17 protein-coding genes are annotated in these 25369 nt (G+C 35.4%); 7 read left to right on the top strand and 10 right to left on the bottom strand.

Annotation, left to right across the window (positions count from 1 at the left end; all coding sequences use genetic code 11):
* Positions 1-96: 96 nt before the first annotated feature.
* Positions 97-2853, top strand: coding sequence for a CDP-glycerol glycerophosphotransferase family protein (locus HHH54_RS02410; RefSeq protein ID WP_198617242.1), 2757 nt, complete (start codon positions 97-99; stop codon positions 2851-2853).
* A 15-nt stretch (positions 2854-2868) separates the two neighbouring features.
* Complete coding sequence (galU, locus tag HHH54_RS02405; protein ID WP_198617241.1) at positions 2869-3735, top strand: UTP--glucose-1-phosphate uridylyltransferase GalU; 867 nt, start codon at positions 2869-2871, stop codon at positions 3733-3735.
* Positions 3736-3823: 88 nt separating this feature from the next.
* Here galU and HHH54_RS02400 read toward each other — a convergent pair whose 3' ends face one another.
* The gene (locus tag HHH54_RS02400; protein WP_198617240.1) at positions 3824-5233 is read right to left on the bottom strand and encodes a glycosyltransferase family 2 protein; all 1410 of its coding nucleotides are present in this window, start codon (positions 5231-5233) and stop codon (positions 3824-3826) included.
* Positions 5234-5340: 107 nt separating this feature from the next.
* Here HHH54_RS02400 and HHH54_RS02395 point away from each other — a divergent pair, with 107 nt between their 5' ends.
* The gene (locus HHH54_RS02395; RefSeq protein WP_198617239.1) at positions 5341-8532 is read left to right on the top strand and encodes a CDP-glycerol glycerophosphotransferase family protein; all 3192 of its coding nucleotides are present in this window, start codon (positions 5341-5343) and stop codon (positions 8530-8532) included.
* A 128-nt stretch (positions 8533-8660) separates the two neighbouring features.
* Positions 8661-10829, top strand: coding sequence for a bifunctional glycosyltransferase/CDP-glycerol:glycerophosphate glycerophosphotransferase (locus HHH54_RS02390; RefSeq protein ID WP_198617238.1), 2169 nt, complete (start codon positions 8661-8663; stop codon positions 10827-10829).
* Between the two features lie 71 nt (positions 10830-10900).
* Here the strand turns inward: HHH54_RS02390 and HHH54_RS02385 are convergent, their stop codons facing one another.
* The 7 genes from HHH54_RS02385 to HHH54_RS02355 all read right to left on the bottom strand — a co-directional run bounded on the left by HHH54_RS02385 (position 10901) and on the right by HHH54_RS02355 (position 18145).
* Positions 10901-11599 (bottom strand): ABC transporter ATP-binding protein, encoded by a 699-nt coding sequence (locus HHH54_RS02385; protein ID WP_198617237.1) that lies wholly within the window; start codon positions 11597-11599, stop codon positions 10901-10903.
* A complete protein-coding gene (locus HHH54_RS02380) occupies positions 11592-12368 on the bottom strand; it encodes an ATP-binding cassette domain-containing protein (RefSeq protein ID WP_198617278.1) in 777 nt (258 codons plus the stop codon). The genes HHH54_RS02385 and HHH54_RS02380 overlap by 8 nt, the downstream gene beginning before the upstream one ends.
* Positions 12361-13182, bottom strand: coding sequence for a nickel transporter permease (gene nikC, locus HHH54_RS02375; RefSeq protein WP_232796211.1), 822 nt, complete (start codon positions 13180-13182; stop codon positions 12361-12363). The genes HHH54_RS02380 and nikC overlap by 8 nt, the downstream gene beginning before the upstream one ends.
* Positions 13179-14165, bottom strand: coding sequence for a nickel ABC transporter permease (gene nikB, locus HHH54_RS02370; protein ID WP_198617236.1), 987 nt, complete (start codon positions 14163-14165; stop codon positions 13179-13181). The genes nikC and nikB overlap by 4 nt, the downstream gene beginning before the upstream one ends.
* Positions 14155-15642 (bottom strand): nickel ABC transporter substrate-binding protein, encoded by a 1488-nt coding sequence (gene nikA, locus HHH54_RS02365; protein WP_198617235.1) that lies wholly within the window; start codon positions 15640-15642, stop codon positions 14155-14157. The genes nikB and nikA overlap by 11 nt, the downstream gene beginning before the upstream one ends.
* A gap of 616 nt (positions 15643-16258) precedes the next feature.
* The gene (locus HHH54_RS02360) at positions 16259-17152 is read right to left on the bottom strand and encodes a hypothetical protein (protein ID WP_198617234.1); all 894 of its coding nucleotides are present in this window, start codon (positions 17150-17152) and stop codon (positions 16259-16261) included.
* A 261-nt stretch (positions 17153-17413) separates the two neighbouring features.
* Positions 17414-18145: an epoxyqueuosine reductase QueH gene (locus HHH54_RS02355; protein ID WP_198617233.1), complete on the bottom strand. Its 732-nt coding sequence runs from the start codon at positions 18143-18145 to the stop codon at positions 17414-17416.
* 167 nt (positions 18146-18312) lie between these two features.
* Here HHH54_RS02355 and HHH54_RS02350 point away from each other — a divergent pair, with 167 nt between their 5' ends.
* Positions 18313-18531 (top strand): YozE family protein, encoded by a 219-nt coding sequence (locus HHH54_RS02350; RefSeq protein ID WP_198617232.1) that lies wholly within the window; start codon positions 18313-18315, stop codon positions 18529-18531.
* Between the two features lie 181 nt (positions 18532-18712).
* The gene (locus tag HHH54_RS02345) at positions 18713-19174 is read left to right on the top strand and encodes a hypothetical protein (protein WP_198617231.1); all 462 of its coding nucleotides are present in this window, start codon (positions 18713-18715) and stop codon (positions 19172-19174) included.
* A 62-nt stretch (positions 19175-19236) separates the two neighbouring features.
* Here the strand turns inward: HHH54_RS02345 and HHH54_RS02340 are convergent, their stop codons facing one another.
* Together HHH54_RS02340 and HHH54_RS02335 are read right to left on the bottom strand one after the other, a co-directional pair.
* Entirely contained in the window at positions 19237-19869 is a 633-nt protein-coding gene (locus tag HHH54_RS02340; protein WP_198617230.1) for a class I SAM-dependent methyltransferase, read from the bottom strand.
* Positions 19870-20090: 221 nt separating this feature from the next.
* Positions 20091-22928, bottom strand: coding sequence for a YhgE/Pip family protein (locus HHH54_RS02335; RefSeq protein ID WP_198617229.1), 2838 nt, complete (start codon positions 22926-22928; stop codon positions 20091-20093).
* Between the two features lie 326 nt (positions 22929-23254).
* On the opposite strand from HHH54_RS02335, the gene HHH54_RS02330 reads away from it, so the two are divergent.
* Positions 23255-25300, top strand: a complete 2046-nt coding sequence (locus tag HHH54_RS02330; RefSeq protein ID WP_198617228.1) for an amidase domain-containing protein — start codon at positions 23255-23257, stop codon at positions 25298-25300.
* The last annotated feature ends 69 nt before the right edge of the window (positions 25301-25369 follow it).

Raw genomic sequence — 25369 nt, 5'->3', positions numbered from 1 at the left:
AATTGTAATGATTGTTTTAAAAAAATTAATGAATTCGCACGCGTATATTGGTGTCACATTTGTTAATATTTTTAATTTATTTAAGGTGGCTAGATGATGAAAAGCAGAAATATCGAGACAAAAATTAAAAACTATAAACAAAATAGCGGAAAAATTGAGTATGTGAATAGTCGAAGAAATAAAAAAGTAAAGCAAGGCACGATTGTACTAGAGTCCGTTCATGGTAGCGCTCAAGGTGGCCATATATATTACTTAATTGACGCACTACTAAAACAAAATCAAAACGCAACGATTTATGTTGTCATTAAAGACACGAATGATGTACCTCCATTTTTTAACAAACATTATAAAAATAAAGTACATTATGTTAAACATCTGTCACGTGAATATTATGAATTGCTAGCAATTGCTGAAATACTAATTAATGATACAACTTTCTATCCTTTTTTTAATAAGCGACCTGAACAGAAATATTATATTATCTGGCATGGCACACCTCTTAAATATATGGGCAAGGATGTTCCAGAAACTGTAGATTTATCTAATGTACAAAGAAATTTTTACATGGCCGACCGGATATACGTTAATAATACATTTACTAAAGATATATTAGCTCGAACACATCATCTCAATAATGTATATCAAGGTGAAATGGTCGTTGCTCCTTCTCCACGAAATGATATCTTTTTTAATGATAACAAACGTAATGAAATCAGATCTTTTTATCAAATTGAAGATAAAAAAGTACTCGTCTACATGCCGACTTGGCGTGGACATATCGGAGCTGTTAAAAACTCCAGTCATCTTGAGCACATGTTTAACTATCTAGAAGCACATCTCGATGATAATACGATAATCTTTACAAAGCTTCACCCATTTGAAAAAACCGACATCAAGTCGGATTATCAGAAAATCAAACCTTTTCCTAAAGAGTTTGAAACATATGAGATTTTGGCAGCAAGTGATGGTCTTATCACAGATTATTCTTCTGTTATGTTTGATTATGCTAACCTTAATAAGCCAATCATTTTATTTACATATGATTTAGAATCTTACAAACAAGAACGAGGACTGTACGAAGACATTACAGACTATCCGTTTACGCAAGTGATGGATGTTCAGTCGCTAACAACGGAAATTCAACAATTACCGAATACTGCAAACTATCAAATCATCAACAAACGTTTCAACAATTATGATGACCTTAATGGTTCTAACATAGTAGCACGCCATATGTTGAAAAATGAGGATAATGACCATATTACAGTCGATACACTATACAACAACAAAGAAACAGTCGTGATTTTAAGTGGAGGATTTTGGAATAATGGCATCACTACTGCTTTAATAAATACATTAGAAAATATTGATACTAATGATAAGAACTACATTTGTTTTTTCAATAAAAATCAAATCAAACCTGAACATTACTATAGACTTCTGAACTTGCCAGAAAATGTACATTTTTATCCTATTACAGGCGAAATTAACGGTAACCTTAAGGATAGATTGTTGTACAAGCAATACATTAAAAATAATAACTTTAACTTCAAACCTTTTGAAAAACAGCTTGAACGTATGTTTAAAGAAGAATTTTCTCGTATGTTTGGAGATTTAAAAATTGATTATTTCATTCACTATACAGGGTTCGAGAGAAAAGCGGCTGCGATGTTACAGTATGTCGATACAAAAACTGCAATTTGGGTGCATACGGATATGTTTGCTGAATATAAGGCTAAAAAGAATTTTAATCGTCGTATTATTTTCAATGCGTACAAAAAAGCAGATAAAATCGTGCTCGTACACCGAAATTTGAGAAAAAATCTTCTTAAACATGTTAAAGGCATTAACGATAAAGTTGTAGTTGTTAACAATTTTCTTGGCGAACAAAGAACGCGTAGGTTATCAATGGAAAATCTATTCATGACTTTAAAGGACGTTCACGTGGACTATGCCTTTAATAGTAATGAAGATGTCTATGACACAATAGCACACAATCAAAATACAGCCGATATTATTAATGGATTAAAACAAAGCTACCCAGAAGTGGATGCCATTTTCCAAAAAACAAAACAAACTATTAATGATATCTTTGAACAGCAAACAAGTAATGATAAGAAGACTCGCCAACATTATCTCGTTCATAGCGTTGAACAACAGATTATACAAACTTACATGGATACTATTGAAGAACAGACATTAAAAGACCAGTTTAAATACTTATATCAAGATCACAGCAAACAGATTGCTTCGTTTTTCGCTAATGATTTGAGTGTGACAATACCTACTGTACAGTTTCAAAAAGTATTTCGAATTTCTAAGGTTAAAATGTTAAATGCCCTGTTTAATCCGAATATGACTGTTTTTATCAATATTGGCCGCTATGATTACCAAAAAGGACATGACAAACTCATACAGGCATTTGAAAAAGTGTATCAAGATAATCCGAATGTGTTTTTAATTATGGTCTGTCCACACGGGCCATTACGTTCACAAACTATTCAATGGGTGCGTGAATCTTCAGCCAAAGAAAACATCGTGATACTTGGAGGCATTAGCAATCCTTATCCACTTTTAAAACATTGTGACGCTTTTGTTTTATCTTCTAATTATGAAGGATTAGGTTTAGTCGTTTACGAAGCGATTGCAGTAGGTACAGATGCAATTACTGTTAACTTGAAAGAAACTACAGAGTATATTAACGATCAACAAGCGATTATTGTTGAAAACAGTGTCGAAGGTCTTGTAAAAGGTATGCATCAAAAATTGACTGGAAACGGTCAAAAACAACCTTTTAATTTCGCTCACTTCAACCAACAATCAATTAAAGAATTTAATCACATATTTAACTAAAAAGGAGTGCGTGAAATGAAAAAAGTAAGAAAAGCAATTATTCCTGCAGCAGGTTTAGGTACAAGATTTCTCCCAGCAACTAAAGCCATGCCTAAAGAAATGTTACCTATACTTGATAAACCTACTATCCAATATATCGTTGAGGAAGCCGTTCAAGCTGGCATTGAAGATATTATTATCGTTACAGGCAAACATAAACGTGCTATAGAAGATCATTTCGATAACCAAAAAGAGTTAGAAATGATGCTTGAAGCTAAAGAAAAATACGACTTATTAGAAAAAGTACAACATTCCAGTCAATTAGCAAATATGTTTTATGTCCGACAAAAAGAACAAAAAGGACTGGGACATGCGATATGGACTGCAAGACAATTTATTGGCGATGAGCCATTTGCAGTTTTACTCGGTGATGACATCGTTATTTCAGAAACACCTGCGATTAAACAATTAATGGAGCAATATGAATCAACTGGAAAATCTATTATAGGTGTTCAACAAGTAGAGGAAAGCGAAACACATCGTTATGGAGTTATCGATCCACTTCAACAAGACAAGCGCTTAATGCAAGTTCAACAATTTGTCGAAAAACCAGCAAAAGGACAGGCACCGTCAAACTTCGCAATTATGGGTCGCTACATTTTAACCCCTGATATTTTTGACTATCTCGATGAGCAAAAAATAGGTACAGGTGGAGAGATTCAATTAACGGATTCAATTGAAGCACTCAATACTGATGATTCGGTATTTGCATATCACTTTAAAGGACATCGTTATGATGTAGGAGAAAAATTAGGTTTTGTGAAAACTACGATTCAATTTGCATTAAATAATGATGAAACTTCTGAGGATGTCAAAGCATTCATTCAATCATTAAACCTTTAACCTAAGTATCAAAATAAAATAGAAATTTTATTTCTAAAACATGAGAAGCGGTAAAGATATCCTCATCCTTACCGCTTCTCAATATCAATTAACTTTTCTTCTTTATGGATAAGTTTCCATTTACTGTAGGATAAAACGTAACGCCAAATACTTCTTTATTAAAGCCATATTTAATATTCATTAATTTATAACCATCATAGCATATTAGTACATTATACAAGCCATCTTTCAAATTACGTAACGTATCCTTACTCAATCTAACCGTAAGTATATCCTCTGAAATATCGATAGCTTTGACCTGAACAGATGCTCTAAAGTCACTTCTATTTTCAAGGACGACATGATTAATTTGTCCTTTCTTAACATTATATAATTTTGCTTGGATGATTAATTCATCTTTTATTGGTTGTAAATGCATTAAGTTAGAATAAGGCACTATCAATTCAAAATGATACGCATCATCACTGATGTACTTTAATTGCTGATCAAAACTTAACAGTTTACCGCCTTTTTTAAGCCATTTATAATAATGAATAAATTTTTCAAAATCATCTTCATATATAGCTTCTACAGCATTTTTATATTTAACATTAATCTGTTTAGCAATTCTTTTCTTGACATACTTATTGTTAAATATTTGTTTAACAATCTCAAACACCTGTGCTTGAGCTTTTTGATCTAAATTAATAAAGACAAAACTATCACAATTTGTTAATAAGTCATATTCAGTAATCCTAATTAAAAATTGATCTTTTATTTTTTTATCTTTAATTTGTAGCGCTTCATTAAATAAAATTAAATCACTCTCTCTTTTTTCAACAAAGTCTACTGTTCGTACGATAGATTGATTGTCAGTAGAGCGATTCAGATAAGTTACGATGTCTGGTAATGTAGATACTCTTTTAGCATGCTCAAATAGCTTCATAAAGAACAACTTATCTTCTCCAAAACGTGTATGTTCCATAAATTTCATCTTATTTCTTTGGATTAAACTGCGCTTAACAAATTTTCCAGCCGGTCCAAGATAATAAAATAGATAAGGGTTTTTTAAAGGAGACGCGTTTAATAACTCAAAAGCAGTCATAAATCGCGCATACACACTTTCATTACCATTTTTTGTTTTAATGACTTCACCTATTATGACGTCACTTTTTCTAAGCTTTCTATTTCGATGGATACGCTCTAAAATAGTTGCATCTAACCAATCATCTCCATCTAGAAAATAAATAAATTCCCCAGTTGCATGTATCATACCTGTATTTCTTGGAATTGAAGGCCCTCCTGTATTATGTTCTAGTTGAATTAATTTCAAGTTCGAAACAGCTAACTGATTAATGGTATGTACCGTATTATCAGTTGAGTTATCATCAACTACGATAATTTCGTACTTATCTTTATCGATAGTTTGAGTTGTGATTGATTGAATTGCTTTAATAATTGACTGCTCGTTGTTATATGTCGTTACTATGATTGAAAACATGGGTTTTTTGAGTCTCATTTATTTGTCTCCTCTTGAATATTCTTTTGAATTAATATTACAATATGTATACTCACAAAATAAATAATTTTTGATAATTTATACCTATCAATTTGGAGGATTATAAAATGCAAAGCTTTAAAGTCATTCAAATTGGTTCGAAGTTACACATTTCTTTCAATCAACCTAGCAAAACTATCAACCAATTATATGTTAAAAACGAATTTGATTCTATATCATACAAACCTTTAGATGAATATACATTTGAAATTGATTTAAAAGAAGTATTACAGAAATTTAAAGGTTTTAAAAGTAATAAAGTTTATTTAATTGTCGAAGAAAGCGATAATATATTAACAACGCAACGTAATTTAAAAGTTCAATTCTCGCATCCATCTGTTCATGATCTACATGGTATTTCTGATGAAGATACGACAATCCATCCCTATATTACTAAAAAAGGCTTTTTACATTTCACAATTTCCGATACATTACCACGCCATACATATCTTTTAAGACGTCATATCGATAAATTGTCATTTAATAATCAAGAAGCTATGATTCAAGGGAAATTCGCGCTATATAACTCAACATTACAAAAAGCAAATATTGTTATAGCGACGCGATTTACTGAAAGATTTTCTGAATTTTATTTACCGGTTAGTAAAATAGCAGAAAATCCAAAGCAAAGAACAACTACATTTAGTTTTGACATTGATATTTATCAAGAACTTGTAGATTTTATGCGATTTCCATTTGATCAAGAAGATGTTTTAGATGTTTTTATAGAAGTCAAAATTCAAGAATCATCTGAGCCAATTAAATTTAAAATTGGTAATCCTAGAATTTTGGCAGAACGTTTTCTTAAAGGAGAAATTATTACTCGATTTAATGATGAAATTATTTCTGTAGTACCTTACTTAACAATGAAAGGACGAAATCTCTCTTTCCGTATTAATAGATATACTTTAGAAAGTTATCGTTCTTATATTAATGTGCTAAAAGAAGGCGTTCATCATAACGCTACTAAAGAAGATGTTTGGGTCATTGGCGAAAAGTCTTATAAAGCTCAAGACAATGGCTATCACTTCTTCAAATATATGCGTACACATCATCCGGAGATCCCTGCATACTATATTATTGATAAAGACTCTAACGAGGTCGACAATGTACTACCTTATGGCAATGTTATTTTTTATCGTTCGCCAGAACACTTTGAGATTATGTTAAAAGCAAGCTATATCTGTTCAACACACCATCCAGAGTTATTGTATCCTACCAATAGTCATGTTTATACACGTAAAATCAAAGCGACTAAAGTTTTCTTACAACATGGTGTGTTAGGAACGAAAAATTTAACTCAAATTAACGGGAATCAGTTACAAGATTTTAATGTCGATTTATTTGTCACAAGTTCTGAAAGAGAAAAAGAAATTGTCGTACGAGATTTAAAATTTGATGCACATCAAGTGCTTGTCACAGGATTGGCTCGTTTTGATAGTTTATTTGACAATAATATTCAAACGAGAGATCAAATTTTAATTATTCCAACGTGGAGAGATTGGTTAACAAATATCGAAAGTGTCCAAGAATCTGAGTACAGAGAACGTATAGAGACTTTACTCAATAGTCCTTATCTCAAGACATTGCATGATATGGGGAATCAAATCTTATTTTGTTTACATCCAAACATGCAACCTTTTATCGATGTGTTTAATGTTCCAAACCACGTCCATACAATGAGACAAGGCGATATCGATGTCCAACATTTAATTAAAGAAAGTAAATTAATGATTACAGATTACTCTAGTGTTGCCTTTGATTTTAGTTTCTTAGAAAAACCTGTCATTTACTATCAATTTGATAAAGAGAGATTCTTAGGTAAAGATCCTTCTCACCTTGACTTAGAAGCGGAGTTGCCAGGCGTTATTGTAAATAATTTACAATCTCTTGAAACAACGCTTAAATATTTCGAGTCTCGTAACTATCAACTCGACCATAACTTAATCAATCGTTCTAAACGTTTTTTACAGTTTAAAGATCAACATAATTCTCAAAGAATTTATAATGCTGTATTGGATGCACATAACAATAAATTTAAGTTAAGTAATCTGAAAAATGATGTATTAGTTCAACATGTATTCAAACGTTTTAGAAAAAATAAACAGTATTTTAAAGTGATGGATAAAGTGAACTCCTTAATGACTAAAACAATACCTGTTAAAAAGGATCTTATTGTTTTTGAAAGTAACGTCGGTAAATCCGTGGGTGATAGTCCTAAAGTAATTTATGACGCATTGAAATCTACTAATCATAACTTTGAAATTGTTTGGGTTAATAATACGCAATATCCTTTCAATGATTCTAAGGTAAAGTCTGTTAAAAGGTTATCACCAGAGTACTTTTATTATTTATCTCGTGCGAAATTTTGGGTTAATAATCAAAACTTCCCTTATTATATTTCTAAAGCTCAAGAGACGACTTACATTCAAACTTGGCATGGCACACCACTAAAGAAAATGTTAAATGATGTACATACATTTGAGGGTCGAGATAGTGGTTATAAAGATAGAGTGAATCAATCCATCAAGAATTGGGATTACTTAATTTCTCCAAGTCCTTACGCTTCTCAGTGTTTTAGATCGGCGTTCGACTTCAATAAAGATATTTTAGAAGTGGGCTATCCAAGAAATGATATTTTTTACACTCAAGATCATAAATACATTGAAGCGCAACAACATATGATTAAACAACGTCTTGGCATTAAAGATAATCGAAAAATTATATTATATGCACCAACGTTTAGAGATGATGAAGTCAATAAAGCGAAGAAGCACACGATTGATTTACAATTAGACTTGCATAAAATGAAAGATGCATTAGGTGATGAATATATTTTATTATTACGTCCACATATCATCATTAGTAATGCACTTCAACTCGATGATACATTAGCCGATTTTGTTATTGATACTAGTAAATATCATGAGATTAGTGATTTATTCCTAATCACAGATATATGTATAACTGATTATTCGTCAGTGATGTTTGACTTTGCCAATACAAAGCGACCATTATTATTCTTCACTTATGATTTAGAACACTATAAAAATGATTTACGTGGGTTCTATTTCGATTTTGAAGCAGAAGCCCCCGGTCCATTATTAAAACATAACGACGATTTAATCCAAGCTATTCAAAATATCGATACGATTAATACTCAATATCAATCCAAATATGAGCAATTTTATAAACGTTTCTGTACTTTTGAAACTGGAACTGCTGCTCAAAGGATTGTGAACCAATTTTTTAAGTCATAAGAGTGTATTAAGCGTTTAGACAGAACAGAAACAAGATCATGATTCGATTGTAAATGTTCTGTCATAAAACGCTATAAACACCATTAAAATGTGCCGGTTTTACTAGCTTTTAAAAGTGAGGTTTTTTTATGACACACGCATTAACGCTTATTATCCCAATGTATAATGCTGAGGAAACTATTGAGGCGTGTATGACATCTGTCATCAATCAAACATCTCAAGCGTTCGATGTTATTGTGGTGAATGATGGTGCCACAGATGACAGTCCTTATATATTATCGGACTTGCTCGAACGTGAAAATTATCGTATTCGTTTGGTGACGTTAGACCAAAATTACGGTCATGCTTATGCTCGTAATGTAGGGATGTCTAAAGTGAACACGCCCTATTTTATGTTTTTAGATGCTGATGATAGATTAGCACCTTATACAATTGAAACGTATTTGGATGTATTATCAAATCAAGATATTTTATTTTCACCAATTTCTAAATTTAGCGTTGATATGGCCTCAACTCTAGATCAATCGTTATTATCACGTCATGATGTTGTAGGAGATGATATCATTGCGCCTGTTTTAAATCATCACGCAATTAGCAATATCATAATGAAAACGGCTATCGTACGAGACCACAATTTAGAATTCAATACATCCTTAACCATTTATGCTGATTGGTCACTGCTTATTGATTATCTGTCCTATGCCCATACAGCAGTACAACTAAAGGGTGTGCCGTTTTATTATCAAGGTGAAGTGCTCGATCCTTTTCGTCACACACCACTAACGTCTCGTGCCTTTACAGAACGATTCTCAGATTATATCCATGCGTTCAATGATGCAAGAGCTCGAACGGACCGTGAATCAGTACATCGTGTGATTTTAAAAGATATGCTTGAGACGATATACGACGCGTTTGATCCAAGTCACCATGATATTAAACAACGATATGCTCATTTTAATCAACAATTATCAGCAATTATTCCGTTATTGCAACCTGTTATGCAGTACCGCCATAAGGTGTTGTTTAATTTAGAATTGCTAGCGTTACGTTGGCGCCAAGTACCGCTTGCATGGTTTTTAAATAAATATCGTTATCGCAGCCGTTTACTTAAAAACATTGTACTTCAAAAACCGAGTAAGTTTTACTCACAATATATGCTATACAATTCAAATTGTACAGTAGTTCCGAAACGTATTGTATTCGAATCATTTGGCGGAAAAGGTTTTAACGATAGTCCTAAAGCGATATATGACTACATGCAACGTCACTATCCTGATTATGAATACTATTGGATATTTCAGGACGGTCATCACCCTGATGCGCCACAAGACTTAAATATTATTAAAAAAGGAAGCAAAGCCTATTACAATATTTTTAAAACGGCCCAAGTTTGGGTGTCTAATGCACGATTGCCATTATATTTAAAAAAGAAGTCGAATCAACTTTACATTCAAACTTGGCATGGTACACCGCTTAAACGCTTAGCAAATGATATGAAACACGTACGTCTGCCAAATACGACAACGTCTACATATAAATATAATTTCTATCGTGCAACACAACGTTGGGATTACTTAATATCACCTAATGCATACTCTACTGAGATTTTTCAATCAGCTTTTTGGATGCCACGTCATCGTATTTTAGAAGTGGGATATCCACGCAATGATGTATTAGTTAAACGTCAACATGATACAGCATATATCTCTCAACTTAAATCTCAACTGGATATTCCAAAACATAAGCGTGTCGTATTGTATGCACCGACGTGGCGTGATGATGAATATATTGAAGCGGGGGCTTATACCTTTGACTTAAAAATTGATTTAGCGCGTATGCAACAAGCACTTGGTGAAAATACAGTGATTTTATTGCGCATGCATTATTTAATTGCAAATCAGCTGGATTTATCTGATTATGAAGGGTTTGCTTATGACGTTTCAAACTATAGTAACGTTTCTGAACTTTATTTAATTAGTGACTGTTTAATTACCGATTATTCATCAGTCATGTTTGATTACGGTATACTTAAACGTCCACAACTTTTCTTTGCTTATGACATCGAAAAATATGCAAACGATTTACGCGGATTCTACATTGATTACCATCAAGATTTGCCAGGACCGATTTATACAGATGCACAGTCACTCATTGAAGGGTTACAACAGCTCGATTCTATTCATCAGACGTATCAACATGAGATTGAACAATTTTTCACGCGTTTTTGTGATATTGAAAACGGTCAAGCTTCTCAGTACATCGGGGACTTGATTCATCAATATATTGAAACACATTAATCTATCATCTTTACCATAAATAAAAAAAACGATGCGAAACGTTCTCAGTTTCCATCGTTTTTTAACTTTTATTACAACATATCTGTATAAATTTGGATTAGCTCTTGTGTCGCAGGATGTCTAGATGCTTCAAATAACTGTGAAATCGGAAAATCATCGACTAAACGGCCTGCTTTTAAGACAATCATACGATCGACAATATTTTGTAAAAAAGCAATATCATGCGAAATTAACAGCATCGTTCGACCTGGTTCTTCTGCGTATCGCTTCAATTCCTCTGCCATTTTCGCTTCTGCCACAACGTCTAAATTCGCTGTCACCTCATCACATATCAATAAATCTGGTTTTAACATTAATGTACGTATGACATTAAACCGTTGTAACTGACCGCCACTTAGCCCTCCAGGACGCTGTGATAAAAGTGTTTGAGGCAATCCCATTTGATTCATCAATCTATCACGATAAGCTTGGATTTGGGATTGATGTTGCTTTTGATAACGTACCGCTTCTTCTAATGACGCATGTATCGTAAGCTTTGGATTAAATGCATAAGCCGCATGTTGAAAAATCGGTAACACCAAGTCAAAGGTTGATGATATTGTACCAGAATCTGGTGTTAATTCATTTAAAATCAAGTTCCCCAGTGTCGATTTACCAGAGCCACTCACACCGACAATACCGACAATTTCGCTAGGTGACACTTCAAATGTCACATCGCTTAAAATGGGCTGTTCTGCATACGAAAAGTTCACATGTTGTATACTAAGCATCCGTGTCACCTCGTTTCAGTCGACTACGACGTTGGAATAACGCTTGTGTGTAAGCACTAACTGCATCAGTTTTAAAATGAGATAGATGTCCATAGTCGATAATGTGACCATCTTTCATCACATTAATATAATCACTAAAGGTTTGCACATGTGATAAATTATGAGTAATTATGAGCAATGTTACACCATGAGACTCTGCTAAATGTTGAAGTAACTTCATGATGTGGTGCCCTGTTACAACATCAAGTGAAGCTGTCGGTTCGTCCGCTATAATAAGGGACGGTTCAAGCATCATAACACTCGCAATCAATACACGCTCAAGTTGGCCGCCTGACAATGAAAAACGATAGCGTTTCATCATATCAATGTCTGAAAGCTCCACCCATCCGAGCGCCTGTTTCACTTTTTGTAGCGCTTCAGTATGAGAAACTCGATAATGCTCGCGATAAATGGCTACGAGTTGTTTGCCGATGGTCATATGCGCATTGAAGCTATGTGTATAGTCTTGCGAAATATAACCGATATGCCGGCCAAGTAACCCACGTACAGACTGTACTGTTTCACCTTTGAATCTCATTTCATCCATTGAAGCGTGTACACTAGTAGGCAATGCATCTAATATTGCTTTTACTGTTAAACTTTTACCTGAGCCACTTTCACCGATTAAAACGTTCACTTTTTCTTTGTACACAGCTAAATTAATTCGATCCACTATCTGTTTTGTGCCACTCTGAATTGTTAGCCCTTGGATATCTAGTAATTTATTTATGCACCTCACGTCCCTCTTTCGCAAAATAATCACGTAATGCATCACCCGTTAATTGAAAGATTAAAATCGTGATTGCTATCATCACAGCCGGCGCAATTAACATTATAGGATGTGACGTCATATATGTACGGCCTGCATTAAGCATTGCCCCCCACTCTGGTGAAGGCGGTTGCGCACCTAACCCAAGAAAAGAGAGTGATGAAATATATAAAATAATCTTTCCAAAATCAACCGTCATAATGACCAACAATGATGGTAAAACATGAGGTAACACATGTCGTATCATAATCACAGGTGTCGGCACTTTAAACAATTTAGCCATACGAATATAATCCATATCTCTTACACCTTTCGCAATTGTCCGTGTCACACGTGCGTAAGTCATCCACCGTAACAACGTCATCGCGAGGACTAAATTCCAAATGCTCGGTTTAAGAAAGCTTGCCATCGCAATAATTAAGACAAACTCAGGAATACTCAAGCCAAGATCCACCACACGCATAATCACACGGTCCAGTGTTCCTCTAAAATAACCAGCAATCAAACCAATCGGAACACCAATCACGACTGTAACTACAAGTGTTAATACACTAACAATCAATGTATACCGTGCACCAATAATGAGACGTGACCATAAATCCCGACCATAATCGTCTGTTCCTAGCCAATGTTTAGCACTCGCTGGCAGTAACGTGTCACCTAAATGTACATCAAAAGCACGACTTTCAGAGACACCAAACTGCGCAAGTACAATCACTAAGATATAAAAGCAACACAACCAGACTAACCATGGTAATTGTTTAAAACGTGTCATAATGTCACCTCGCGATCCACAGTATGTTGATGTCGTTTAATATGTCGCGCTTTATGGTAACGCTGTATCGGGTCGAGCCACAATACAATCACATCACTCACGAAATTTGCGATCATCACAAATAATCCAATCATCAATACTACACCTTGTATAACAGGATAATCACGTGCACGAATACTATCCACTAAAAATTGCCCAATACCTGGGATGCCGAATAAGTTTTCTATAACGACTGTCCCACCAATCAAACTGCCTATCGATAACCCTAAAATTGTAACAATCGGCACCAGTGACGGCTTTAAGACATCGTAAAAGAAAATATAACGCTCTGACATCCCACGCAGTCGAGACGCTTCAACTTCCCGGCTCTGATACAAATCAATCACAGTCGACCGCATCAGTCTGACATAATACGCACTCATGCCCACACTCATCGCAATTACAGGTAATACAAAATGAAATGGTGTGCCTAGCCCCGATGCAGGCAGTATATTAAGACGCGTCGCAAACACATAAATCAAAATAATCCCTAAGAAAAATGACGGAATACTTACAGTCATTGACGTCACAATACGAATCACACGATCTAAAGGTTTTTGATAGTGAAATGCAGCTAAAACGCCTAACGGTAACGCCACACACATCACTACAACTATTGTTAAGCCTGCAATGATTAACGTGGGCGGTGCGTAAAATACTATTTCTTCTGTCACAGGATTACCTGTTTGATAACTTGTACCAAAATCTAAACGAATAATATGAGAAAGCCATTCTATGTACTGCTGAAAGATAGATTGATTCAAACCTAATGCAGCTCGAGTTTCATTAATAGTTGTTTGAGATACATTAGATTCCCCTACATGTAAAATCGCATTCACCGGATCTCCAGGTGTCAGTTTCATTAAAATAAAAGTGATGGTCGAGAGTATCCACAACACGACCACCATTTGAATTAACGACAGCACAATGCGTTTAATCCGCATCTTTTAACCCGACTTTATAATCGATTAAATAAATGCCTTCCGGTGTCGCTTTAAAGTTCGAAACATTGCGATTTAATCCATCAATCGTATCATTGTACGTAATGTAACTTTCAGGAACATCTTTTTGAACTTCGTTTACGATTTCATTTGATAATTGTTCACGTTCTTTTTTATCAACCGTTTGATTTAAACGATTGATCATTGCTGTTACATTTTGATTATGATAATCACCTTTATTAATCGCACCATCTGGATGATACGCTTGGTTAAAGAAGTAACCTGCATCACCGCGTGGAATCGTACCGAAACTATACATTGTCGCATCCCACTGAGAACGGTCTGCTAAGTAACCTTCGATATCATCAACATTACGAATTTCAATATCTATATTCGCTTTTTGCGCATCAGACTGAAGGACTTGAGCGATTTTTGGTAGTTCAGGACGTCCTTCATATGTCACTAATTGAATCTTAAGCGGTTTGTCTTTCGAATACCCTGCTGCCTCGATTAATTGTTTCGCTTGCGCAATATCTTGTTTTTGAACTGGCTTTTCTTCTACAAAATCCAGTGTGTCATTAAACGGACCTGTCGCAGGTTTCGCGTAACCTTTAGAAATCTCTTTTGCGATACTTTCACGATCAATAATTAAGTCTAGTGCTTCTCGTACATCTTTAGTCATCTTTTTACTGTCATGGTTGTAAATCAGCATTTGTGTACGATATCCAGGAACACTTGAAATTTTCGTTTTATCGTCTTTTTCCAACGCATCGACACTCGTTACAGGCACATTCGTAATTAAATCAGCTTTACCTGATTGAAGATGACTAACACGTGTGTTCCCATCTTCTTGATAAGTAATATTAACCCCTTCAAGCTGAGGTTTGCCTTGCCAATAGTCATCAAAACGACTGAGTTCAATCTTTTGTGAACGTTGATAATCTTTAATTTGATAAGGACCTGTTCCTACAGGTTGAACATCCACATCACCTTTAGCGCTCGTATCAAAAATCGCCGCAAAAGGACTCGCAAGTTCAGATGCTAACTCTGGATAAGGTTCAGATGTCTCAATCGTTACTTTTTGACCATCCGCAGAAATCGATTGAATCGGTAACGTTGCCTTTACCAAATCACCATGTTTTAACGCATAATCCAAGCTTTGTTTCACCTTTTCACCTGTTAACTTGTCACCATTTTGGAAAGACACATTATCACGAATCGTCATCTCCAACTTTTGAGGAGACACTTGCTTATAACTTTCAGCAAGTAGCGGTTCCACCTTGCCATTAGAATTTACTTTAAACAACGACTCCATCGCGCCAGCTTGAACCGGAACATCAGTCTCATAAGGTGCAATCGATGTCGTTTTTAAAGGTAACTCCACATCCAACACATTATCTTGAGACGACTGCGTCCCACAACTCGCTAACAGTGCAGAACTCGCCGTCAAAACCACCAAACCAAACTTCCAACTCTTCATACAAACGCCTTCCTTCTATCTATATCAATATTAGAATACTAAAATATTTTAACACGAAATTATAAAAAAAGGTTGTTGAGGAAGCGATTAGAATTAGAGTAGAACGACAGCAACGCTTAAAACTGGGTTTTAGTTTAAAGCGGGGCGTAAGTTCTGCCGAGAACGCTGCTTCCGAAACACCGTCTATCATCAAGGTTGTTGAAAAAGCGGTTAGAATTAGAGTAGAACGTAACAGCTTGTAAAATCGTAGTTTGATTTTATCAAGATGTGGAGTTCTACCGATAATTCTGCTTTTGAAACACCGTTCATCGCCTCCCACCACATATCGCAAAAGGTCATTGAGAGAGCGTTTTGAATGCGAGCAGAACCATAGCAATTCAAGAAATTGTTTACAATTTTGAAGAATTGCGAAGTTCTGTTGAGAATTCAGCTCTCGAAATGCCGTTCATCGCCTCCCACCACATATCGCAAAAGGTCATTGAGAGAGCGTTTTGAATTTTAAAGAACCACTTCGGATAGGGTCACTTGTCTTTTTTTATAGCTTTAATACAAAAAAGACCGTGAAAAGTATTCAGGTTAAACTTTTCTCGGCCTTCTTATATCAAAAGTAAAACTATTATTTAATTCGATTGCCATTTGAATCCAATTTAACAATTCCTTGCTCAGCTTCTTTTTTGTATGTCCCCACTATCTCCAAATCTTTGTCTCTATAATTGACTGTCCAACTATCTAATCCGTTATTCCATTTAACATTATCCCATACATAGTCTTCAGTATTAATAGGTTTACCTTCAAAGTCATTGATTTGTTGATAAACTTGACTGCGTGCATGTGCCATCGTTCCTGCACTTTCTTGTCCTTCAAGCTCTTTTCGTGTTTCCTCATCCTGCATAGGATGCTCATTTTTAAACTCAATCTTTTGAGACAGCTCGTCTAGTGATTTGAAATGTTTGTTTTCGTTATAGAGCGCATTTAGGTCTAGCTCCTCTCCATTTTCTAACATCTCATCATATGTAGTAGCACCTTGTACACCTCCGACAAAGGCTTTATCTTCACCGATTCCAATGATTGAAGCATAACTTCCCTTAGGAGGATATACTGTATAGAACCTCATATTTTCTGGTACTTCCCTATAGCCATCAGCTTTAATTAGAAACAGCTTATATAACTGCTTTTGTTCTTTTTCATTGTGGTAGTTTTGTTCAAATATACCTGTCAGAATTTCTTTTTTACTTAGTGTATACTTAGAAGCTTCACTAGAAGAAAATACCAATGCCGCTTTCTTTTCTTCCGATAATTGACTTACCTTTTCTGCCTGTTCTTTATCTGAAGTTTGTTCAGTATCTTTATGATCTTCAGCATTTTCTGATGCTTGACTGTTAGATTGGTCTTTTTTAGTTTCAGTCGTTTTTGCTTTAGATGTTTCTTGATTATTCTTGTTATCTGCTTCATTACTGCATGCCGTAGTTAAAACCAATAACGCTGCGGATACGGCTAATAATTTTTTCATCTGTATGCTCCTTTCAAACACTTATGTATCCTTTTTAAAATAAAGTACTTTATTCATTATTGCCTACGTAATACTTCTCACTTATTTAAATATGATACGTCTTTATATTCGAGTGTATCATTTCAAAGTATTGACGACAATCGGTAATACTATTGCTATAATTTATCGTGTCTGCCGTATTTTCCATTTTTTGAATACCGAAATGAAAAAGAGCCATGACAATAATGAATGCCACACATCATTGTCACAGCTCCTAGAATTCTAAACTGAATGACTATCCAATTGAGTTAAAAAAGCTTTGGCTTGCTGATTAATTGTTTTGAAATCAATACCTTGCTGTTGAGCAGCAAATACGCATCCGCAATAGCATTGGCGAAAGATATCGTAGTCTTTACACATCGCAATTGAACGCTCGTATCCTTTGTTTTTCTTAAAGTCGCTTGGTAAATACTTCACATCATACAATTGTTGAACATCTAATCCAATTTCATTGATTAACTGTGCATTTTTCTTCGGTGACAGTGTAATCGCACTCCCAAAATAATCATATCCTAACTCAACAGCCGCTTCTGCTACCATTTCAAGACGCATACCAAAACACGCTGTACATCGCGCACCGCCTTCAGGTTCTTCCGTTAACCCACGTGATTTAGCCATTTTCATAAATTCATGTGGTTGATATGGCGCTTCAATATATTGAACGTGATGTCCTGTTCTCGCATTAAAGTCACTCACAAATTGTTCTTGGACACGTACACGTCTTAAATATTCATTTTTAGGATGAATATTAGGATTAGCGAAATAAATTGCAATATCTGCATGCTCACTTAAAAATTCGAGCGTATATGTACTACACGGTGCGCAACAACTATGTAATAAAATGGATGGACGTACCCCCTCATTCTCCCAATTTCTTATCATTTTACGTAATACTTTATCATAATTGATTTTTTGATGCTTCATTTTATCTAAAATAGCTTCTGCCTGTATCAACAAAAATCCCTCACTTATTCCAAAATTCATAAACTTAATATATCATATTTTTTTAAAACAATAGAGGGGCACTTTTTAAACATCCATTTAATTTTTTTATATCTTTATCTCCCAATGTTCCATGCATATGCTATAATATTGGTTAGCTCAGTAAAGAGGTGACGTTTTTGAGCTTTTATGAATATATGCAATTATACATTGGTGATGATACTCTATTAGGTGATTTGGCTCGTTATATGAATTCGGATGCTAAGTTTCCTAAAGATGTTCATACGTCCGATGAAATATTAGCGTATTTTCAACTCGATAATCAGAATGGCGCTTATAAGAAAACTGACATCAAACGAGCGATTGCAATTTATTTGCAATTTGGTGCAGTAAAGTAACTAGCCTTCACTCAATAAACGTATAAATCACCTCAATTTTGGGGATCGATGACTAATGTTATCGATTTCCCTCTCACTATTTCTTGTTTTACCTCTCTTAACGTCTCCCTTATTTTAACTTTCAATTTGTCTTTTAACTCGCTATACTGAATACAAATAACCTGTCAAAGGGGATAAAATGATGAAAAAAGTACTTATATCTATTGTTATCGGCATCCTTGTTATTGGGCTTGTATTCTTTACAGCTATAGCCATCAATCATGACACTATTCCTTTTAAAAGTGTCGATACAAAAGAAAAAAAGACAACTGAAAAAACAACTGAAGCAACCGTGTCATCTGAAGCACCGACAGATAACACACCGTCAACACAAGAGGTTATTCCAACTCAAAATACCGAACAAACACCAACGCAACAATACCCATCACAACATGGGCAGACTCAGACACCTGTCCCACAAACACCAAGTTCACAACCAAACACACAAGCACCAAGTCCAGAAATAACAACACAAACACCATCAACAGAACAATCTCGTGTACCGCAACAAACTACTGAGCCTCCAACAAAAGAAACAGGTACGCCAACTACAACAGAAGCACCTAGTTCACAACCAAGTCAATCACAAAATAAACCGTCGTAACCAAAAGGGATACTTGATATCCTATACGATCAAGTATCCCTATTTCATTCTCAATATATACGTTAATCAAATGTCATAATCATTAATTGCGCAAAATCATTTTGACGCTCCCACTCGACGTGACCATTTAAAGACTCTACGATTTTTTCCATTTGCGTTACAGTTGTATAGTATTCCGTATTCAAATCCTCTACAAGATTCAAATAGCCACGTTCTAAATACCGTTTGATATACTGTTCCTTACTGTCTAACGAATCAAATACAGTGTCAATCATAATTACTTTTCCATGTGGTGCTAAAAATTGCTTTAAATAAACAAGAGCTTCTTGTTTTTGTTCATCCTTTAAGTGATGAAATGCAAATGTCGATACAATCGTATCTACTTGATGTGATAAAGGCACATCTAAAAAGTGACCCTCTTGTATAGGTTGGGGTAACTTTTGATTTGCAATATTACGCATTTCTTCAGATGGATCAATCGCTTTCACCGCTTCATGTTGTGCGAGTAAACGCTCAGTTAAATTACCAGTTCCAGCTCCAATTTCAAGGATACGTCCTGAAGATAACGTTGCCACTTTATCTAACATTTCGTTATATCCTTTAAAAACATCTTTATACTCATTGTCATCATGCGCATTAAAAACTGTTTCATCATAGACATCTGCCCATTTTTTAAAGACATTCAAGAATTCCATTTATATTCGCCTCTTTATACCCTAGTATCTTGATATGTATTATATACTATTGAAGATGATCTTTAAATGATTTGATTTTTTATATGATATTTCAAAATATTCTAAACAAATAAAGCTTCACCATTTCCTTTAATGAGAAAGACTCAGATAGCAATTTGAAAAATTTTTTCCAAATATACGATCTGAGTCTATACATCGATTCATTAATTTTTGTTAATGTTTTATTCTAAAACGTCGCTCTTTTCTGCTTTATCGGCAAGTGTTTGTGCTAATGGGCTAATATAAGGCTTACCAATAATACCAAGCAGGAAGAACCCTACTCCAAATAAGCCAAGAGTTAAGACTTTATACGTTAATATTTCAGGTATCGGTCCCCCTACTGCCTCGCGCAGTGCATCAATACTATAAGAGAACGGTAAGTATGGGTGAATCGCTTGGAAAAACGCTGGGGTTACTTCGATTGGGAAAGTTCCACCCCCACCAGCAATTTGTAAGACAAGAATAATAATCGCTAACGCTTTACCAGGGTTTCCGAGTAATGATACTAATGTGTAGACAATCGTCATAAAGATGATTGCAGAATACACACAAATCGCGATAAATAAAGCGACAGATTCAATAGAAGCTTTTAATAAAACTATATCTCCAATAGATACAATCAATGCTTGAATCACATTCATTGTCACAAAAAGCCCCATTTTGCCAAGATATGTTTCACGTACAGATAAGTATGGCTTTAATGCTTCGTGTTTATTATCTACCGACAATAAGCTCACGAGTAGTAACGCACCAACCCAAATTGCAAGTGCCGTATAGAATGGTGTACTTGCAGAACCATAATCTTTTACAGGGAAAACATTCTCTTGTTGGATATCTATTGGATTCGCAATGACACCAGCTTGTTTCTTAAGGTCGTTTCTTAAGAAATCTATCATCTCTTGTAACGTATTATTTTTATCAAGTTCTGTAAAAATATCATTCGCTTTTTCAAGATCTTTTTCAACATTTGGCATTTCATTACGCGCAAAATCAGCTAAGTTACTTAAAGCTGCTTTAGCTTGAGGTTGATTAGCATCTAGAATTTGACGTAATCGATCATATCGCGCGAAAAGCTCAGGTAACGTCTCATTGACTGTATTCGTTGCACCATTCAATCGAGCTTCAAGTTGTGGTAAGTCATTTTGAACAAAGTTAGATGCTTGTGCCACGTTTTCCTTAAATTTTGGAAAATAGGATTGTGCAATCGCCATAGCATCTACATACGTTGCTTCGACTTGTGGTAACACCTCACTGAGTCTTGTAAGACGCTCATGTCCTTCTGTTAAGATACTTTGTCCTGTTCGAATAATGTTTTGAACATTTTGTAAGCGCGTTTGGACATTATCTATCGTTGTCTCACCACGATTCAACGCTGTACCGACACCGTTTGAAATTTGAAGTAAAGTATCAGCAATATCAGAGATAATGGTTGATTTCGCAGTATCTAGTCGTTGTTTAATATCGCTTAAGCCATTCACAACGTTAGCTGCTTCTTGCTTACCAGAGTTCCCCGCCACTAGTGCATCGTTTAATGCATTTAGTTTCTTCGTAATTTGAAGGAGGTCTTCTTGTGTATTTTTTAATTTCTGCTGTTCAGTCGTTAAATCAACGCCTTCTGTCTGTTCGATTTTTGATAGAAAGTCTCGATAATCACGTACAAATTTATTCGCGCTATTCATTCGTGCGATCAGATGTGTTAAAGGTTGCTTAAACTGCTCTGGGTGATTTGAACTGATGATACCGTAACTTAATGTTTCAGCTGCTTTTAAATCTTGTTGAGTCGCATCCATTTGCGTTTTTGCCGTTTGATTTACGCCACTCATCGCATCATAATAGGCAGAAGTAAGTGACGATGCCTCTTCCTCAGAAATCACATGACCTTCTGGAAGAGGCGCAAGTGGTGCATTATCAGAAGTGCTCAGTTGTGTAGTTTGGTAACCCGTACCGTCGTGACTTTGTGGCGTTGTCGCAATGCCGTTATTTTGCACATCATTCGCAAAGTCATTATTCGCTGTTTGAGCACGGTCTATCACTTCACCATAAGCGTTCACTCTTGCTTCGATTAAAGGTAATCGTTCATTCGCAGCATTCAAATCATTCAAACCTTTTTCTGTTCCAGCAATTGCGAGATCCACTCCATTATTAATCGCTGGAAAACGATTTTGAACACCACTTGCAACTTGTAATGCGCGTTCAATATTAGGCATAAAGCGATTTAAATCCACAATCAATTGTGCACGTTCATTAATCGCTGGAATACTTGCATTCAGTTGATTGAGTCTTTCTGTTGCACGCACTGCATCGCCTTTATAATTTTCAAGATTTCTAAATTCATTAGCATATTGATCAAGTGCGTCTTGGTGATCATCTAAATAAATAATAGCTTGACGGAAGCGTTCAATTTTAGGTAATGCATTTTCCGCAGTAAAAATACCATCTCGTATTTTTTCATAAGCTGGGATTCGATCTTCTAGTTTAATCCCTAGCTGATCTGCTTGCTCTAATAAAACTTTTGTCACGGTTTCGTTAAAATTATCATTCGCTTTTTTAACAATTTCGCTTGTACCGGCATCAGTCATTTTAGGTGCAATCGCATTAAGCTTTTGATTGACTTTGTATGTAACTTTCGCTTGTTGTGGTTCTTTACGCAATGTTCCTGTAATTTCATGTGTAAATGGTTTCGGAATGTATATGGCAGCATAATACTTACCCATTCGTAAATCGTGATCTGCTTTTTCGCGACTGACAAATTGCCAATTAAAGTGATCATCTTTCCGTAGAGTGTCTTCAATTTTATTTCCTACATTAATTTTCTTGTTTTTGACGATGTCTCCTTCATCTTCATTGACTACCGCAATTTTAATATGGTTTGTATTGGAATACGGATCCCATGTTGCTTCTAAGTTAAACCACGCATAAAATGAAGGTAAAATTGCGAGTCCTGCAATTAAGATGATGGCGCCGGGTGTCTTTGCTATCTTTTTAATATCCATCATAAACAGCTTGATAGCATTTTTCATATACTTTCACCTCATCCAAATTCTCTTTTAATCACAACTGACGCTATACAATAACATGATTGGACGTAATGCTGTCATAATCATTATACACGCTCAATATAAACTTTATTATTCAATCAATATCATGTAAACTGGCTAATATAACTTTGAATTCGCCAAGTAATTTTAGTTGATAATTATCAACTTTATAAGATAACCTAACATAGTATATCAATCTCATTGCCATTTTGTATAGTATCTTTAAATGTTATTCATTATACCAACACTTTCAATGCATTACATAGAGATAAAGCTATTTTGAAATCACTAAAAATAGGAGGATTATCTTGAAATCAAAATATATTGTTGTCGGTGTATTATCGACGAGTTTAATATTGCCATCTTTTATATCAGGTCTCGCTCAAGCCACAACAGAATCTGAATCAACACAAGATGTGAAAACAAAACAAACGCCATCGACCGAAGAAAAAGGCTCTCGTAGTCAAACGTCGTCAACTGAACGTCCTAAATCAGAGGACACATCTACTGACGAAACACAATCTACCGAGCCGCATCGAACATCTGAACATCAAGCGAAATCAAACGAGCCATCGCGTTATCATATAGACTTTTTTGCACCATTTAAGTTGCCACGTCAATCGTCATTATTCGACACTGTTTTGAATGACCGTCGTACAACTGAGACTGAATCAACTATAAACACTGGTTCGTCAACCGAATCAGCTACTTCAAATGAAACAAACACATCATCACAGACCACTGACACCGTAACAGATACGACTGAAGTATCAAGTCTTTCATCCGAAGAAACACCGTCACAAGAGACACCGTCATACAATATTCCTGATAATCGCAACTTTTTTGATAATTTGAATGCGATATTATCTGGTGAGCTGGATATTTCAGAAGAGACATCAGAAACACCTGAGACAGACTCGACTGCAGACACAACAGAAGAGGAATTTATAGCCGATGATACTTTGACGGATGAACAGGATACTACTGAGGAAATACCATCAACAGAAACAGATTCATCAGAGGATATCACTTCTACAGAGGAACCTTCGACTTCTGAAGAGGACGCTAACTCTTCATCTGAAGGACACGCATCGCTAGAATCATCTGAGGAGCACGCTCAATCAACTGAATCATCTCAACAAACAGAAGACGCCTCATCAGATAATAGTTTGACAGAAGATGCTACGATTAGCGCATTATTAGACGAATATAGTGAAAAAGCACATGAAACGCATAAGGATTATCAAGCACAAAATGAAACATCAGATTCTAAAAAATCAGAGCCTAATAACCCACAAATTCCAGATTTTGATACATTACAAGATACGCCATCACAAGCACCTCAACAATCTTTTAAAGGAGATAAACGAGGACAAGATTTACGTCAGACAACACTCTTCCAAACTTTTCCAGAAACAAATGGAAATGCTGACTATGAAGTTGTCTCAAATGAATCTACACGTAAATTTGTGAATACTATCGCAAAAGATGCACATGATATTGGTCAAAAGCACGATCTTTATGCATCCGTTATGATTGCTCAAGCGATTCTTGAGTCAGATTCTGGGCGTAGCGCACTCTCTCAAGCACCACATTATAATTTATTTGGTATGAAAGGCGCTTATGGAGGCCAGTCATCGACATTTGATACGTTAGAATCTAATGGGCACAATATGTATCAGATTAGTGCATCATTTCGCAAGTACCCTAATGTCAAAGCTTCTCTTAATGACTACGCACAACTCATGAAACATGGCATTGATGGTGATCCTCATATTTATAAAGACACTTGGAAAAGCGAAAGTATGAGTTACCGTTCTGCAACTGAGGCACTTGTCGGCACTTATGCGACCGATCCAAATTATGATACAAAACTCAAAGCGCTCATTCGTACGTATGATTTAGACCGTTTCGATCAAAAACGTATGCCAAAACTTTTAAAATCAAAAGACGTTTCAAAAAATGACGCAACGCATCATACATTTAAACCATTCTCAGTCCAAGGTAAGGCGGCATATCCATATGGCCAATGTACATGGTATGTGTACCATCGTTTCGCGCAATTTGGTTTGAACATCGCTGAAGATATGGGGGATGCGAAAGATTGGACGTACTCTGCACTCGTTAAAGGCTATAGCGTCTCTGAAAAACCAGTTAAACACTCAGCCGTTGTTTTTACTCCAGGCACACTCGGGGCAGACCGTTACTACGGTCACGTCGCTTTTGTTGAAAAAGTAAATTCAGATGGATCAATTGTGATTTCTGAATCAAACGTCAAAGGATTAGGTGTCATCTCTTACCGAACAATCGACGCTGAAACTGCACAATCATTAGACTATATTAAAGGCAAATAAAAAGCACACGCCACAACATCGATTTTAATGTTGTGGCGTTTTTTGAGACAAAGGAACCCCTTTGTACTT

The organism is Staphylococcus canis, from assembly GCF_016238445.1.
Taxonomy (GTDB): Bacteria; Bacillota; Bacilli; order Staphylococcales; family Staphylococcaceae; genus Staphylococcus; species Staphylococcus canis.
This window is presented reverse-complemented; position numbering and strand designations above follow the sequence as displayed.

Coding starts and splice junctions, on each gene's coding strand:
- HHH54_RS02410 (WP_198617242.1), top strand. CDS start 97: ATGAAAAGCAGAAATATCGAGACAAAAATTAAAAACTATAAACAAAAT.
- galU (WP_198617241.1), top strand. CDS start 2,869: ATGAAAAAAGTAAGAAAAGCAATTATTCCTGCAGCAGGTTTAGGTACA.
- HHH54_RS02400 (WP_198617240.1), bottom strand. CDS start 5,233: ATGAGACTCAAAAAACCCATGTTTTCAATCATAGTAACGACATATAAC.
- HHH54_RS02395 (WP_198617239.1), top strand. CDS start 5,341: ATGCAAAGCTTTAAAGTCATTCAAATTGGTTCGAAGTTACACATTTCT.
- HHH54_RS02390 (WP_198617238.1), top strand. CDS start 8,661: ATGACACACGCATTAACGCTTATTATCCCAATGTATAATGCTGAGGAA.
- HHH54_RS02385 (WP_198617237.1), bottom strand. CDS start 11,599: ATGCTTAGTATACAACATGTGAACTTTTCGTATGCAGAACAGCCCATT.
- nikC (WP_232796211.1), bottom strand. CDS start 13,182: ATGACACGTTTTAAACAATTACCATGGTTAGTCTGGTTGTGTTGCTTT.
- nikB (WP_198617236.1), bottom strand. CDS start 14,165: ATGCGGATTAAACGCATTGTGCTGTCGTTAATTCAAATGGTGGTCGTG.
- nikA (WP_198617235.1), bottom strand. CDS start 15,642: ATGAAGAGTTGGAAGTTTGGTTTGGTGGTTTTGACGGCGAGTTCTGCA.
- HHH54_RS02360 (WP_198617234.1), bottom strand. CDS start 17,152: ATGAAAAAATTATTAGCCGTATCCGCAGCGTTATTGGTTTTAACTACG.
- HHH54_RS02345 (WP_198617231.1), top strand. CDS start 18,713: ATGAAAAAAGTACTTATATCTATTGTTATCGGCATCCTTGTTATTGGG.
- HHH54_RS02340 (WP_198617230.1), bottom strand. CDS start 19,869: ATGGAATTCTTGAATGTCTTTAAAAAATGGGCAGATGTCTATGATGAA.
- HHH54_RS02335 (WP_198617229.1), bottom strand. CDS start 22,928: ATGAAAAATGCTATCAAGCTGTTTATGATGGATATTAAAAAGATAGCA.